This window comes from Bradyrhizobium sp. 199, assembly GCF_023073355.1.
Taxonomy (GTDB): domain Bacteria; phylum Pseudomonadota; class Alphaproteobacteria; order Rhizobiales; family Xanthobacteraceae; genus Bradyrhizobium.
Map to the genome: position 1 here is coordinate 1,284,126 of NZ_JADPJI010000005.1, position 15,588 is coordinate 1,299,713.

Annotated in this window: 14 protein-coding genes; 12 read left to right on the top strand and 2 right to left on the bottom strand. The window is 64.1% G+C overall.

Features of this window, described 5'->3' with window-relative positions; translation table 11 throughout:
* The first annotated feature begins 170 nt into the window (after positions 1-170).
* The 9 genes from tpiA to IVB28_RS14660 all read left to right on the top strand — a co-directional run bounded on the left by tpiA (position 171) and on the right by IVB28_RS14660 (position 10,193).
* Positions 171-926: a triose-phosphate isomerase gene (gene tpiA, locus IVB28_RS14620; RefSeq protein WP_247527105.1), complete on the top strand. Its 756-nt coding sequence runs from the start codon at positions 171-173 to the stop codon at positions 924-926.
* Between the two features lie 139 nt (positions 927-1,065).
* A complete protein-coding gene (gene secG, locus IVB28_RS14625) occupies positions 1,066-1,452 on the top strand; it encodes a preprotein translocase subunit SecG (protein ID WP_246929325.1) in 387 nt (128 codons plus the stop codon).
* Positions 1,453-1,618: 166 nt separating this feature from the next.
* A complete protein-coding gene (locus tag IVB28_RS14630; protein WP_247527107.1) occupies positions 1,619-3,250 on the top strand; it encodes a CTP synthase in 1,632 nt (543 codons plus the stop codon).
* An 81-nt stretch (positions 3,251-3,331) separates the two neighbouring features.
* A complete protein-coding gene (locus tag IVB28_RS14635) occupies positions 3,332-3,658 on the top strand; it encodes an NIPSNAP family protein (protein ID WP_028136196.1) in 327 nt (108 codons plus the stop codon).
* Positions 3,659-3,774: 116 nt separating this feature from the next.
* Positions 3,775-4,623, top strand: coding sequence for a 3-deoxy-8-phosphooctulonate synthase (gene kdsA, locus IVB28_RS14640; RefSeq protein ID WP_247527108.1), 849 nt, complete (start codon positions 3,775-3,777; stop codon positions 4,621-4,623).
* Positions 4,623-5,831: an MFS transporter gene (locus IVB28_RS14645; protein WP_247527109.1), complete on the top strand. Its 1,209-nt coding sequence runs from the start codon at positions 4,623-4,625 to the stop codon at positions 5,829-5,831. Before kdsA ends, IVB28_RS14645 begins: the two co-directional genes overlap by 1 nt.
* A gap of 64 nt (positions 5,832-5,895) precedes the next feature.
* Complete coding sequence (locus tag IVB28_RS14650) at positions 5,896-6,111, top strand: hypothetical protein (RefSeq protein ID WP_247527110.1); 216 nt, start codon at positions 5,896-5,898, stop codon at positions 6,109-6,111.
* Positions 6,112-6,293: 182 nt separating this feature from the next.
* On the top strand, positions 6,294-6,563 hold the full coding sequence (locus IVB28_RS14655) for a cyclic nucleotide-binding domain-containing protein (RefSeq protein WP_247527111.1): 270 nt from the start codon (positions 6,294-6,296) through the stop codon (positions 6,561-6,563).
* Positions 6,564-6,863: 300 nt separating this feature from the next.
* Complete coding sequence (locus IVB28_RS14660) at positions 6,864-10,193, top strand: autotransporter outer membrane beta-barrel domain-containing protein (protein ID WP_247527112.1); 3,330 nt, start codon at positions 6,864-6,866, stop codon at positions 10,191-10,193.
* An 18-nt stretch (positions 10,194-10,211) separates the two neighbouring features.
* On the opposite strand, the gene queF is transcribed toward IVB28_RS14660, so the two are convergent.
* Together queF and IVB28_RS14670 are read right to left on the bottom strand one after the other, a co-directional pair.
* Positions 10,212-10,664 carry a preQ(1) synthase gene (queF, locus tag IVB28_RS14665; RefSeq protein WP_247527113.1) on the bottom strand — a complete coding sequence of 151 codons (453 nt, stop codon included), beginning with the start codon at positions 10,662-10,664 and terminating at the stop codon, positions 10,212-10,214.
* 148 nt (positions 10,665-10,812) lie between these two features.
* On the bottom strand, positions 10,813-11,790 hold the full coding sequence (locus IVB28_RS14670; RefSeq protein WP_247527114.1) for a lyase: 978 nt from the start codon (positions 11,788-11,790) through the stop codon (positions 10,813-10,815).
* A 173-nt stretch (positions 11,791-11,963) separates the two neighbouring features.
* Between IVB28_RS14670 and eno the strand changes: the two genes are divergently transcribed.
* The 3 genes from eno (at position 11,964) to IVB28_RS14685 (ending at position 15,530) form a co-directional block, all read left to right on the top strand.
* On the top strand, positions 11,964-13,247 hold the full coding sequence (gene eno / locus IVB28_RS14675) for a phosphopyruvate hydratase (RefSeq protein WP_247527115.1): 1,284 nt from the start codon (positions 11,964-11,966) through the stop codon (positions 13,245-13,247).
* A 33-nt stretch (positions 13,248-13,280) separates the two neighbouring features.
* Entirely contained in the window at positions 13,281-14,414 is a 1,134-nt protein-coding gene (locus IVB28_RS14680) for a zinc-binding dehydrogenase (protein ID WP_247527116.1), read from the top strand.
* Positions 14,415-14,531: 117 nt separating this feature from the next.
* On the top strand, positions 14,532-15,530 hold the full coding sequence (locus IVB28_RS14685; protein WP_247527117.1) for an MBL fold metallo-hydrolase: 999 nt from the start codon (positions 14,532-14,534) through the stop codon (positions 15,528-15,530).
* Positions 15,531-15,588: the final 58 nt, after the last annotated feature.

The following is a 15,588-nucleotide window of genomic DNA, read 5'->3' on the forward strand; positions in this document are numbered from 1 at the left end:
CCGCAACCTCGGGTCAATCGACGGATCGAGGCTGCGATTAAAGGCCCTAGTAGCGTATTCCAGCGAGCTGGACCCGGTTCGCGTCAAGAAAACGCGTCAAAACAAGAATCTGGAACTGCCGCAGCAGCTCTGCTAGCGCATGCACAAACCTCATTTTCCTGGAAATTGACATGACCGACGCCATCCGCCCCCTGATCGCCGGCAATTGGAAAATGAACGGCCTGAAAGCCCAGACTGCCGAGTTCGACGCCATGCTCAACGGTGCGGCAGACGTGGCTGGCAAGGCCGATCTGCTGGTCTGCCCGCCCGCAACCCTGATTGCCGCCTTCGCTGAGAAGGCGCGTGGCAAGACGGTCGCGGTGGGCGCGCAGGACTGCCACGCAAAGGCCTCCGGCGCCCATACCGGTGATATCGCGGCCGAAATGCTGGTGGATGCGGGGGCGATCGCGGTCATCGTCGGCCATTCCGAGCGTCGCGCCGATCACGGCGAGGGCGATGCCCTGATCCGTCAGAAGGCTGAAGCCGCCTGGCGGGCCGGCGCGACGGCGATCGTCTGCGTCGGCGAGACGCAAGCCCAGCGCGACGCCGGTCAGACCCTGGACATCCTGCGCGGGCAGCTCGCCGGCTCGCTGCCGGATGGCTCGACCGCCGCGAATCTCGTCGTTGCCTATGAACCGGTCTGGGCGATTGGCACCGGCTTGACCCCCACAGCCCGGGATGTCGAACAGATTCATGGGTTTATCCGGGAACTCCTGACCTCGAAGTTCAAGGCCGACGGTGCCAAAATGCGCATCCTCTACGGCGGCTCGGTCAAGCCCTCGAACGCGGCCGAGCTGATGGCGGTCAAGAACGTCAACGGCGCGCTGGTCGGCGGCGCCAGCCTGAAGGCGGCCGATTTCCTTGCGATCGCGAAGGGCTGTCCCTAACTCATTCAAACCGTTTCTCCGGACCCGATCGGGGGTGGCAATACCCCCTCCGATCGTGTAACACCGCGCAACTTCAGGAAAACCCGCGAAGCGCGATCGGCCGCCGTCAGGCGCCGTCCGCTTGTGACGGAAGGGCACTATGCAGACTGTTGTCATCGTCATCCACCTCATGATCGTCGCCGTTATGATCGGCGCCGTCCTGCTCCAGAAGTCGGAAGGCGGCGGCCTCGGCATGGGCGGGGGCGCGGGCTTCATGTCGAGCCGCGGCACCGCGAACCTTTTGACGCGGACCACCGGGATTTTGGCCGCGGGCTTCTTCCTCACCAGCATGTTCTTGTCCTGGCACGCGGGTTACAGCCGTGCGCCGTCCTCGATCATTGGCACGCCGGCCTCGCAGACCCAGCCGGGCGGCGGATCGCCGATCGCGCCGCCGACCTCGGGCGGTATCCTGGATTCGCTGAAGAAGGCGGACGAGCAGCAGCAGGCCCCGGCCCCGAGCGGCCCGCAGGTGCCGCGCTCGCAATAACGCAGGGGGGCCATGCAGGGCGGTTGCTACCGTCCTGCATCAACAATCCCCATCAAGGCACTGTCACCACTCTTAGTTTTGGCTCACCCACAGGCCCGCAGAATCTTTCGGGCGGAATACGAATCGCTTTGGCGAATCGAATTCGAGGGATTAGAGGTTAAGTCCCATGGCGCGGTACATATTCATCACCGGCGGCGTGGTTTCTTCGCTCGGCAAGGGTCTGGCTTCAGCGGCACTCGGTGCGCTGTTGCAAGCCCGGGGCTACAAGGTCCGCCTCCGCAAACTCGACCCCTATCTCAACCTCGATCCCGGAACGATGTCGCCGTATCAGCACGGCGAAGTGTTCGTGACCGATGACGGCGCGGAGACCGATCTCGATCTCGGTCACTACGAGCGCTTCACGGGCCGGCCTGCGACCAAGCAGGACAACATCACAACAGGGCGCATCTACCAGGACATCATCTCCAAGGAGCGCCGCGGCGATTATCTCGGCGCGACCATCCAGGTAGTTCCGCACGTCACCAACGCCATCAAGGAATTCGTCCTCTCCGGGAACGACGAGTACGACTTCGTGCTTGTCGAGATCGGCGGCACGGTCGGCGACATCGAGGGCCTGCCGTTCTTCGAGGCGATCCGCCAGCTCAAGAACGAACTGCCGCGCGATCACGCCATCTACATTCATCTCACGCTGCTGCCTTACATTCCGAGCGCCGGCGAGCTGAAGACCAAGCCGACCCAGCACTCGGTGAAGGAGCTGCGCTCGATCGGCATCCAGCCGGATATCCTGCTCTGCCGCACCGACCGCGAGATTCCGAAGGAAGAGCGGCGCAAGCTGGGGCTGTTCTGTAACGTGCGTGAAAGCGCCGTGATCGAGGCGCGCGACGCCGACAGCATCTATGCCGTGCCGCAAGCCTATCACGCGGCGGGCCTCGACGACGAAGTGCTTGCCGCCTTCGGTATCGGATCGCAAACCCCGCCGGTGCTCAAGAGCTGGCAGCAGATCAACGAACGCATTCGCAATCCCGAAGGCGACGTCACCATCGCCATCGTCGGCAAATACACCGGCATGAAGGATGCGTATAAGTCGCTGATCGAAGCGCTCTCGCATGGCGGCATCGCCAACAAGGTCAAGGTCAATCTCGACTGGATCGAGAGCGAGATCTTCGAGAAGGAAGATCCGGCGCCGTTCCTCGAGCACGTCAATGGCATTTTGGTGCCGGGGGGATTCGGCCAGCGCGGCGCCGAAGGCAAGATCCGCGCGGCGCAGTTCGCGCGTGAGCGCGACGTGCCGTATTTCGGCATCTGCTTCGGCATGCAGATGGCAGTGATCGAGGCGGCACGAAACCTCGTCGGCATCGAGGACGCCAACTCCACCGAGTTCGGTCCCACCAAGGAGCCGCTGGTCGGCCTGATGACGGAATGGTTGCGCGGCAACGAGCTCGAGAAGCGCTCGCAGGCCGGTGATCTCGGCGGCACGATGCGGCTTGGCGCTTATCCTGCTGCCCTCAACCGCGGCAGCCGCGTCTCGCAGGTCTATGGCGGCGCCACCGAGATCTCCGAGCGCCACCGCCACCGCTACGAGGTCAACACCGCCTACAAGGATCGCCTCGAGCAGCACGGACTGAAATTCTCAGGCCTGTCGCCCGACGGCGTGCTGCCGGAGATCGTCGAATACGAGGACCATCCCTGGTTCATCGGCGTCCAGTTCCACCCCGAACTGAAGTCGCGGCCGTTCGAGCCTCACCCGCTGTTCGCGTCCTTCATTCAGGCGGCGATGGTGCAGAGCCGGCTGGTGTAGCGCTTTCTCTGCCTTTGACCATCGCGCGGATTGTTGCGACAACTGCCTGCCGCAAGAACAACAAAGCCGGAGTGAACGTCGATGATCTACGAAATGCGCGTCTATCGCTGTGTGCCTGGCCGCCTGCCGGCGCTGTTGAAGCGGTTCGAGACCGCCACGCTGAAGATCTGGGAGAAGCACGGTATCAAGCAGGCCGGGTTCTTCACGACGCTGATAGGCGAATCCAACCAGGAGCTGACCTATTTCCTGGCGTGGGACTCGCTCGCCGAGCGCGAGAAGAAGTGGGGCGCGTTCATGACTGATCCGGACTGGATGAAAGCCCGCGCCGAGAGCGAGGCCGACGGCCAGATCGTCGGCAACATCGTCAGCCAGATCCTGACGCCGACCGCCTTCTCGGCGGTGAAGTAGCAATCCTTGCCGCAGCGGGGAACTCTGGCGCAACCCTGATATTCGAACGGCCGGGCCGAAGGGGGTTGATCCGACCCCCGTCGCGGTTATGGTCGCGCCGAAATGAGGGATTTGCCTTGAGCTCTTCGAATTCAGCGGCGCCGGTCGTCGCCATCGGCAAGGTCAAATTCGGCAATGATTTGCCGATCGCGATCATTGCTGGGCCGTGCCAGCTCGAAAGCCGCCAGCATGCGCTGGAGGTTGCCTCTGCGCTGAAGGAGATCGCGACGCGGCTCAACATCGGCCTCGTCTACAAGACCTCCTTCGACAAGGCCAACCGCACCAGCGCATCCGCTGCTCGCGGCCTTGGGCTGGCGCAGTCGCTGCCGATCTTCGCCGAGATCCGCTCCTCGCTCGCCCTGCCTGTCCTGACCGACGTGCACGAGGCCACGCAGTGCGCCGAGGTCGCGCAGGCCGTGGACATCCTGCAGATCCCGGCGTTTCTTTGCCGGCAGACTGATCTGCTGCTCGCTGCCGCCGCGACCGGCAAGGTTGTCAATGTCAAGAAGGGCCAATTCCTGGCGCCCTGGGACATGGCGAATGTGGTCACCAAGATCACGAGTGCCGATAATCCCAACGTGCTCGTCACCGAGCGCGGGGCGTCCTTCGGCTACAACACGCTGGTCTCCGACATGCGTGCGCTGCCGATCCTGGCGCGCACCACCGGCGCGCCCGTCATCTTCGATGCCACCCATTCGGTGCAGCAGCCGGGCGGGAAGGGGACCTCGTCGGGCGGCGAGCGCGAATTCGTGCCGGTGCTGGCCCGCGCGGCCGTTGCGGTCGGCGTTGCCGGCGTCTTCATCGAGACCCATCCCGATCCTGATCGCGCCCCCTCGGACGGACCCAACATGGTGCCGCTACGCGAGTTCGAGGGACTGATCGCCAGGCTGATGGCGTTCGACGCGCTGGCAAAGAATCCGCGCTAATGCAGCAAGGCGAGGCGCGGCCGCAAGATCAGGGCTTGCCGACAGCGCTCTACGTCATCTCAGGCGCAAGCTTCGCCGCAGCGCTGTCGGCGCGCGCGCTCGATCCGGTGCTCCCGCACGTCGCCGAGGATTTTGGCGTCAGCATCGCGACCGCCGCGGGCTTTGCGGCGGTGTTCGCCTTCACCTTCTCGATCATCCAACCCATCGTTGGCGCCGCGGCCGATCTGTTCGGCAAGACGCGGCTGATGATCGGCTGTCTCGCGCTGCTTGGCCTTGCCAACATCCTGGGCGCGCTCTCGTCCTCGTTCTCGGTTCTGTTCGCGACCCGCATCCTCGCCGGTATTGGCTCGGGCGGAGTGTTTCCGGTGGCGCTCAGCCTGACTAGCGACCTCGTCGGTCCCGAGAAGCGCCAGGTCGCGATCAGCCGCACGCTCGCCGGCGCGATGACCGGCAATCTGCTCGGCGCCTCGGCCTCCGGCCTGATCGGCGACTTTCTCGGCTGGCGCGGCGTGCTAGCGGTCCTCGGTGGGCTCGTGATCGTGGCGTCGATCGCGGTCGCCGCCGGCTTTCACGGCGCCAAGGTCAAGCATCCACCGAAGACGAGCCTGTCAGCGCTCAAGGCCGGCTATCGCACCATCTTCACCAATCCGAACGCCTATGTCTGCTATTCGGCAGTGTTCATCGAAGGCTGCTGCGTGCTCGGCCTGTTTCCCTACATCGCCTCGTTCCTGTTCGAGCTCGGGCAGACCTCGCTCTCGATCGCCGGCATCGTCATCGCGGGCTTTGCGGTCGGCGGGCTGTTCTACACGCTGACGGTGTCGCGCCTGCTGCCTTGGCTGGGCGTGAAGGGAATGATGATCTCTGGCATGACGCTGGTGGCCTCGCAGCTCATTGCCGTCGCCTTCGGCCCGCGCTGGGAAGTGCAGGCACTGAATCTCATCGTGATGGGATGGGGCTTCTACATCGCCCACGGCTGTCTGCAGGTGTTCGCCAGCGAACTCTCGGTTGAGACGCGCGCCACCGCGCTGTCCCTGCATTCGTTCTTCTTCTTCATGGGGCAGACCGTGGGGCCGCTCGCCTATGGCTTCGGGCTCCAGCACGCCGGCAAGATGCCGACCCTGTTCGCGAGCGCAGTGATCATGGTGGCGCTCGGCGTTGTCTGTGCCCGGCTGCTCAAGCCGCGGGCGCCGTCCGACGCGCGGGTTTGACGAAAGTGCGCCGGAACCCTGCAACTAAATCGGACGTCGTGCCGTCGGCGTGCTACAGCCGGGGATGACAAAGTTCCTGATCGCCGCGCTGCTCGCCATGGGTCCGGTCGCCGCGCAGACCTCTGATGCGCAGCCGAAGCCACCCGTGACGGATCGCGAGCAGGTGCAAGCCGACCGCGCGAAAGCGGCTGCCGAGGAAAAGAGCGCGCCGACCATACGTCCATGGGACAGAGATGCCAACGGCAAACGTCCCTGGGAAAGGTCGTCCGTCTCCAAGTAACGCGGCATTCGCATTCTCGCTGGCGGGACCGTGGACCGAGACATGGCCACTGTGCCACTCGTTGGCCCCAGATCTGGCTATTCGAGTCCGACCACATGCGCCGCGAGCATGGTCGTGCCAAGCCTCGTCTGTTGCTCAAGCCGCGGGTCCCTCGGAGGCGCGCTGAGGTCACCCAGAGCGGCATGGTCAGCGTGAAGCTGCCGAGCGGCGTGCGGCTGACATCCCTCGGCCCCGGCATGGCGTTCGGCGAAATGACGATCCTGAAGCGAAGCCCCGACGTTCTCGCGGATACGCCCGTCACCTGCCTCGAGCTGCCGCTCGATAGCTTTGCCGACGCCGCCGGCACCCCGGGAGACGCCGCTGAAGATCATGCGCAATCTCGCCGTGATCCTGGCGCGACGGCTGTTGGCGGCGAATGCGAAGGTCGAACTGCTGAGGGCGTATTTGGTTGACCCGCCGATCCCTCGACAGGCTCGGCGGGTGCCCGGGAACCATGCAACCTTTTGTTGCCTTGCAGCCACACCGCCGTGGAATCGGCGCTCGGCCCGCCGACGAAACCGATCATCGATGGTTCGCCGCCGGTGAAGCAGCTAGAAATTTCGCGTTTGAAATATATGGAATCAAGGGCAGCGCACGGCCCAACGGAATTTTCGATGATCGGGGCAGGCGAGGGTGGGCCCACGCGTTGGGCTCTCTTAATCAGGTCTCTGTTAGCCAGCACGGCTCTTGTGACGGTCGCATTGTTGCCGTCAATGGCGCGAGCGCAGGTCTGGCAGAACGGCGGCGTCGCCAACGGCAATTACAACGAGCCAACCAATTGGTCGACGAACACCGTCCCCGACACCGCAGGCGAGACCGCGACCTTTTCCAACACTGGCACGGCGGCCGTCACAATTACCGTTGGTCCCATCTCACCCCAGTCCTGGATTTTCGACGCTGCGTCCCAGGGCTACGCGATAGGCGGTCAGGCGGTGAATTTTGTCACCGGCATCACCAACAATGCCGGCGGCGTCGGCACTTTCATCTCGATCAGCAACAACATGACGGGCGCCTCGATCTCGCAGGCGGGGTCCAGCAGGTTGACGCTGTCCGGCACCAACTCGTTCACCAACACCAGCGTTACTGGCGGGACCTTCATCAACACCGGCAGCCTGACGACGTCGCTGACCGTCAGTGCGATCGCGAGCAATCAAGGTACCCTGATCGGCGACATCACCACCACCACCGGTTTCTCCAATCTCGCAGCCGGCATCATCTCCGCCACGACGATTGCCAACAACGGTGGCACGTTCTTCAACAATGGCTCGATCACGACGACCGGGGGCACGACCAATGCCGCCGGCGCCACCTTCAACACGACCGGCACGGTCAACGGCGGGCTGACGAATTCGGGCACGGTCAACGCGAGGGGCGTCTTCAATGACGGCATCACCAACCAGGGCAGCGGCTCTTTCGCGCTGAGCGGCGATCTGACGACCAACGGTGCGGTGACCAACAACGCGACGTCGAGCCTGGCCGCGCAGTTTGGCAGCTTCACCGGCATCACGACGCTGACGAACAATTCGAGCTCGGCCACGGCGGTCCAGGTCGCGGCAGGCCGGACGCTGAGCGCGACCAGCATCGTCAACAACGCCGGCACCTTCACCAACGGAGGTACGGTGACGACGACTGCCGGGACGACGAACGCAGCCGGCGGTACCTTCACGACGACTGGAACGGTCAATGGCGGACTAACGAATTCCGGCACCGCGAACGCAGCCGGCACGATCAACGGTAACGTCGACCATCAAAGTGGTGCTTTCACGGTGACCGGTGCGCTCGCCGTCAATGGGACCCTGACCACCGGTGCAATATCCGACCTTTTCGTCTCCGGCGGCGATCTCACCGTAACGACGCTGATCAACCAATCCAGTGCGATGATTCACGCTACCTGGATCGATGCCGGCCGGACGATCAATGCGACGAGCGTGACCAACAACGGCAATCTCGCAGTCACGGGAACGCTGAATGCGACAAACACCATCAGCAACGCCATCGGCGCCAATATCGTCGTCGATCCTACCGGGACGATCAATGGATCGATCAACGCCGCCGGCGGATACACGCAGCTCTATGGGACGATCAATGGCAACGTGACACTGTCCGGCAGTCTCGCCTCGATGAACACCTATGGCGGCAGCGTCACGGGGCGGGTGGACATGACGGCTGCCGGCGCGAATGTCTACTCGACCTCCGGCGGGGCGACCTACGGCTCGCTCGCCGGCGTGGCGGGCAGCCAGCTGAATACGGGCGCATTTGTCTTCACCGTCGGCGGAGACAATTCGACGTCTCTGTTCGCCGGATCCATCAGTGGCACCGGTAGCTTCGTGAAAACCGGTTCCGGCGCCCTGATCCTGTCCGGCGACAGCAGCGGTTACACCGGCACCACCACGGTTGACGGGGGCACGCTCGTTGTGTCGGGATCGATGGCGTCGTCGGCTCTCACCACCGTCAATCCCAATGGATACCTGACCGGAAACGGTGCAGTCGGAGCCGCCCTGATCGCGGGAGGCTATTTCTCGCCGGGTGCGCCAGGCGGGCCGGGAACCTCCATGGCAGTGACAAGCCTCGTGATGCAACCCGGGGCGTACTTCAATGTCTTCGTCGATCCCACAACCTCTACCTTTGCCAATGTTGCCGGCAATGCAACGCTTGGCGGCGCCACCGTCAGTGCAAATTTTGCGGCTGGCTCTTACGTCGCCAAGCAGTACACGATCCTGAATGCGGCCAGCATCACCGACACGTTCAGTCCTACGGTCACCAATGTTGGCCTGCCGTCGGGCTTCCATACGTCGTTGAGTTATGACGCCACCCATGCCTACCTCAACCTCGCGCTGAACTTCGCGCCGCCGGCTGGCGACCTCAACAGGAACCAGCAGAGCGTTGGTAACGCCATCATCAACTATTTCAATGCGACCGGCACGATCCCGATCGTATTCGGCGGCCTGACGCCCGCCAGCCTCACCCAGCTCTCCGGCGAGGTCGGCAGCGCGCCGCAGCAGGCGACGTTCAATGCGATGGACCAGTTCATGGGTGTGATGACGGGTCCATTCATTGCGGGCCGCGGCGATCCGGTCGGTGCGGGCGGCACGCCGAACGCTTACGCCGATGAGACCGCGCTGGCCTACGCGCGGAAGCGCAAGCCGAACGACGCGCTGGCGGCGATCTACACCAAGGCACCCGTTGCACCGTCGTTCGAGCAACGCTGGAGCGTCTGGGCGGCGGGCTTTGGCGGCGCGCAGCAAACCGACGGCAACGCCGTCGTCGGATCGAACAACACTAGAAGCAATCTCTATGGCACCGCTGTCGGTGCGGACTATCGCATCTCGCGGGATACGCTGGTTGGCTTCGCGCTGGCCGGCGGCGGCACCAACTTCACCGTGGCGAACGCGCTCGGCGGTGGTCGGTCCGACCTGTTCCAAGCCGGCGCCTTCTTCCGGCACGGCGTCGGCGCCGCCTACATCACCGGCGCGCTTGCCTATGGCTGGCACGACATCACGACCGATCGCACCGTGACGGTTGCCGGCGTCGATCGTCTGCGCGCCGAGTTCAACGCCAACGCCTATTCCGGCCGGCTCGAGGGCGGCTACCGCTTCGTCACGCAGGGCGTGGGTCTCACGCCTTACGCCGCAGCGCAGTTCACGACTTTCGATCTGCCGGCCTACGCCGAGCAGGCGATCGTCGGCAGCAACCAGTTCGCGCTGGCCTATCGCGCGAAGAGCGCCACCGACACGCGCACCGAGCTCGGCCTGCGCACCGACAAATCCTTTGCTCAGGCGGACGGGATCGTCACCTTGCGCGGGCGGCTCGCCTGGGCGCATGATTTCAATCCGGACCGCGCCATCGGAGCCACGTTCCAAACTCTCCCCGGCGCGAGCTTCGTCGTGAACGGTGCGGCGATGGCTTCGGACTCCGCGCTGGTGACGGGATCGGTTGAAAAGAAGTGGCTGAACGGCTGGTCGGCCGCCGGTACGTTCGAGGGCGAGTTCTCGAATGTCACGCGCTCCTACGCGGGCAAAGGTGTGGTGCGGTACGCGTGGTGAGACGCAGGATGCCCCGGCTTAACCCCGCCCGCGATAGGGCGCGACGCCCTGCTCGGGCACCCACAAGCCCTTGGGCACGCGGCCGGTCTGCCAGAATACGTCAATCGGAATGCCGCCGCGCGGATACCAATAGCCGCCGATGCGCAGCCATTTCGGCTTGATCTCGTCCGCAATCCGCTTGCCGATCATCACGGTGCAGTCCTCGTGGAAGGCGCCGTGGTTGCGGAAGCTCGCGATGTAGAGTTTTAGCGATTTCGACTCCAGCAGCCACGGCCCCGGCGCGTAGTCGATCATCAGATGCGCGAAATCCGGCTGGCCCGTGACCGGGCAGAGCGAGGTGAATTCCGGCACCGTGAAACGCACCAGATAGTCGATGCCCTTTTGCGGATTGGGCACCCGGTCGAGCTGGGCGCCTTCCGGTGTGTGCGGCCACTCGACCGCGCGGCCGAGCTGGAGGGATTTTTTCGCCATCGTCGTCACATCCTGTGGAGCATGATCCGGGTCTGGAGGGCCGCGGTGGGCACCGGTTTTCCGAAAGATCATGCTCAGCCAAAAACGGCTGGAGCGCGATAAGATCGCGCTCCAGAGGGTGCCGGGATGGACGCAAATGGCGCTGTCGTCAACCGGCGGCGATGGTCTGGACCGCGACGATTCGGTCGTTACCGGACTCGCAGCCCCAGAGCTCGCCCGGCCTGCCGTCGAGCTGGCGCACGGCGGCATTCGCCTTGTCGCTGGCGAACACGTTGAACTTCTCCGTAGCAGGATCGAAGCGAACGATGGCGTTGGCGGCGAAGTCGGTCAACCAGACCTTGTCCTTGTCGTCGACGAAGACGGCGTAGGCGCGGGGGCGTTCGCCCGGCAGTTTCCAGGTCTTCCACGAGCCATCGGCGGGATCGTGCACCGAGACGTGACCGCTATTCCATTCGCTGACCCAAATCCGGCTTTTCGAGTCCGACCACACGCGCCGCGAACCCTGGTTCGGCGTCGGCGGCTCGACAACGCTGGCACTGCCTGTCGTACGGTCGATCTTCGCGATGTAGCTTCCGGCGAGAGAGGCGTACCAGATATCGCCCTTGGGCGTCACCGTGATGCCGTAGGGACCGACGCCCTTGGGCGCCCTGAACACATTCATGTCGCCTGACTTCGGCGCGAGGCGGCCGTAATAGCCGGACTGGCCGGTGAACCAATAGGTGCCTTCCTTGTCGAACACGCCGGTGTTGAGATTGGCGAAGGCGAACTTTTCCGGCAGGCGGAACAGCTTGACCTGGAGGTCGGACGGATCGACCCGCGCGATCGCGTTCTGGCCGCCTTCGGTGATCCAGGGCGCGCCATCGGGGCCGATGGTCACGCCATGCGGAGCGGCGCCTTGACCAAGGCTGACCGTCTTGAAACGGCCATCCCGGGGATCGAGTCTGCCGAGCAGGCCTTTGCCCTGCGCCGTGAACCAGACCGAACCGTCAGGGGCGGGCGCGAGATCATGCAGGCCGATGCCGGCACTGATCGGGAAATATTTAGTCCGGAACGGACCCTCCTCGGCAAAACCTGGGCGGGCGGCGACCAGGGCAGCGCTGGAAGCAAGAAATTGGCGGCGATTCATGGCGTTACCCCGGCTGGTTCAGATTGAGGTTGGACGCGCAGATCAGTCGGTTTCAAGCTTAGCCCCGCCCGCTTGACGCGTCAGTCCAAGCGGCACGTCCAAGCGTTCACATTTGCTTGCGGCCCGTGTAAGACCCGCGGCGAACCGATCAGCTCCAACGAACGGAAGTGCACATGACCGCCATCATTGACATCATCGGCCGCGAAATCCTCGACAGCCGGGGCAATCCCACCGTCGAAGTCGATGTCGTGCTGGAGGATGGCGCGCTCGGCCGCGCAGCGGTGCCGTCGGGTGCCTCTACGGGCGCCCATGAGGCGGTGGAACTGCGCGACGGCGACAAGGCCCGCTATCTCGGCAAGGGCGTCACCAAGGCCGTCGGCGCCGTCAACGGCGAGATCTTCGAGGCCCTCAGCGGTCTCGATGTCGAGCAGCAGGCCCAGATCGACCAGATCATGATCGACCTCGACGGCACGGCGAACAAGAGCCGGCTCGGGGCCAACGCCATCCTCGGCGTCTCGCTCGCCTGCGCCAAGGCGGCGGCGAACTCGCTCGACATGCCGCTCTACCGTTATGTCGGCGGCACCTCGGCGCGCCTCTTGCCGGTGCCGATGATGAACATCATCAATGGCGGCGTGCATGCCGACAACCCGATCGACTTCCAGGAATTCATGATTCTCCCCGTCGGCGCGACATCCTTCGCCGAGGGGCTGCGCTACGGCGCGGAGGTCTTCCACACGCTGAAGTCCGAGCTGAAGAAAGCCGGTCACAACACCAATGTCGGCGATGAGGGCGGCTTTGCCCCGAACCTGCCGTCGGCCGACGCCGCGCTCGATTTCGTCATGAACGCGATCGGCAAGGCCGGCTTCAAGGCGGGCTCCGACATCGTGCTCGGCCTCGACTGCGCCTCGACCGAGTTCTTCAAGGGCGGCAAATACGTCTATGAGGGCGAGGGCAAGTCCCGCTCGATCTCCGAGCAGGCCAAATACCTCGCCGACCTCGTCTCGCGCTATCCGATCGTCACCATTGAGGACGGCATGTCGGAAGACGACATGGACGGCTGGAAGGAGCTCACCGACCTCGTCGGCAAGAAGTGCCAGCTTGTCGGCGACGATCTCTTCGTCACCAACGTCAAGCGCCTCGCCGAGGGCATCAAGGCGGGCCGCGCCAATTCGATCCTGATCAAGGTCAACCAGATCGGCACGTTGACCGAGACGCTCGCCGCCGTCGAGATGGCGCACAAGGCGGGCTACACCTCGGTGATGTCGCACCGCTCGGGCGAGACCGAGGATTCCACCATCGCTGACCTCGCGGTCGCCACGAACTGCGGTCAGATCAAGACCGGCTCCCTTGCGCGGTCCGATCGGACCGCCAAATACAACCAGCTCCTGCGCATCGAGCAGCAGCTCGGCAAGCAGGCGCTCTACGGCGGCAAGGCGGCACTGAAGGCGCTGGCATAAGTCAGCGCCTCACCAAGATTGGGGAGGATCGACATGAGCGACGGCAAGACCGGACTGCAACTGCGTTCGCTGCTGAAGAAGAGCGGCGAGCTGGAATTGTCCCTCGTGAATGTCCCGACGCCGGAGCCCGCCGACGACGAGGTCGTGGTTCGCGTCGAGGCCACGCCGATCAACCCCTCCGACCTCGGGCTCCTGATCGGGGCCGCCGACATGTCGGCCGCCAAGGCCTCCGGCACGAAGGAGATGCCGGTCATCACCGCGACGATGCCTGAGGCTGCGATGCGGATGATGGGCGCCCGGCTCGATCAGTCGCTGCCGGTCGGCAACGAGGGCGCCGGCACGGTGATCGGGGCCGGATCGTCGGACGCGGCGAAGGCGCTGATGGGCACGACGGTATCGATGATCGGCGGCGCGATGTACACGCAGTACCGCGTGCTGAAGGTCCGCGATGTCATGGAACTGCCGGCGGGCACCACGGCCGCCGACGGCGCGTCCTGGTTCGTCAATCCGCTGACCGCGCTCGGCATGACCGAGACGATGCGGCGGGAGAACCACAAGGCGCTCGTTCACACCGCCGCTGCGTCCAATCTCGGCCAGATGCTCAACAAGATCTGCATCAAGGACGGCATCGGCCTTGTCAACATCGTCAGGAGCAAGGAGCAGGCCGACATCCTGCACAAGATAGGCGCCAAGCACGTCGTGAATTCCAGTGCGCCTGATTTCACCGACGATCTTGCCAATGCGCTGGTCGAGACCGGCGCCACCATCGCCTTCGATGCCATCGGCGGCGGCAAGCTGGCGAGCCAGATTCTGACCGCCATGGAAGTTGCCGCCAACAAGACCGCGAAGGAATACAGCCGCTACGGCTCCAACGTGTACAAGCAGGTCTATATCTACGGCAGCCTGGACAGCCGCCCGACCGAATTGAGCCGGTCGTTTGGTCTGACCTGGGGCGTCGGTGGCTGGCTGCTGACGCCGTTCCTCCAGAAGATCGGTCCGGCCGAGATCGGTCGCCTGCGCCAGCGCGTCGCGTCCGAGCTCAAGACCACCTTCGCCAGTCACTACACCAAGGTGGTGTCGCTGACCGAGGTGCTCGATCCCGCCAACATCGCGGTTTACGCCAAACGCGCCACCGGTGAAAAATTCCTCATCAATCCGAATAAATAATCGTGATCTGCGACCGCAGGTCACCGAAGGAAGGTCTTGCCTTCTGAGCGCAGCCGGAGATTATTCCGCCGTCATTTGAAAGCGGAAAACCGCGGGCGCTCAGAAGGGGACCTCTCCATGACTGATTTAAATCGTCGTCACCTGTTCGCAGGCGCTGCCGCCATAGGCGCGGCTGCCTTTACCGGGCTTGGGCCCGCCACCGTCGAGGCTGCAGTGCCGCAAGCCGGGACGCAGGCGCCGGGCTTCTATCGCTACAAGGTCGGCAGCTACGAGTGCACCTCGATCAATGACGGTGCGCGCACCTTCCCGATGCCGGACAAGTTCGTCGCCAATTTGTCGAAGGACGAAGCGCTGGCCGCGGGCGAAGCAGCCTACATGCCGAAGGGCATGGTCACGGTGCCGTTCAACCCGCAGCTCATCAACACCGGCTCCAAGCTGGTCCTGATCGACACCGGCAACGGTATTGCGAATTTCGAGGCGAGCAAGGGCGCGGTCGGCCGCACGCTGCAGAACCTCCAGGCTGCCGGCGTCGACCCCAAGAACATCGACGTCGTGCTGCTGTCGCATCTGCACCCTGATCACACCAACGGCATTCGCCTTGCCGACGGCTCGCTCGCATTCCCCAATGCGGAGATCATGGTGCCGGGCAAGGACTGGGAGTTCTGGACCAGCGAGGACAACGCCGGCAAAGCCGAGTCCAATCCGATGATGAAGAACTACTTTGCCAACGTGAAGAAGACCTTCGCCGGCCTCGAGTCCAAGGTCACCAAGTACGAGTGGGGCAAGGAGGTCGCGCCGGGCATCACTTCGATCGCGACGCCGGGCCACACCCCGGGCCACACCTCGTTCGCAGTCGCCTCGGGGGACGCCAAGGTGCTGATCCAGTCCGACGTCACCAACATTCCGGAATTCTTCCTGCGCAATCCGGACTGGCACGTGATGTTCGACTACGATGCCGCGCTGGCGCAGGAGACGCGCCACAAATTCTACGACATGGCGGCGGCGGAGAAGGCGACGGTGGTGGGCTTCCACTTCACGTTCCCGTCGGTCGGCCATGTCCAGAAGGACGGCGCCAAATATCGCCTGATCCCGTCGGCATGGAATCCGACGATCTGATCTGAATCAGACATTTGGGTGAAAAACCGGGCCGCCGCTTGGCGGCCCGGTTGTTTTG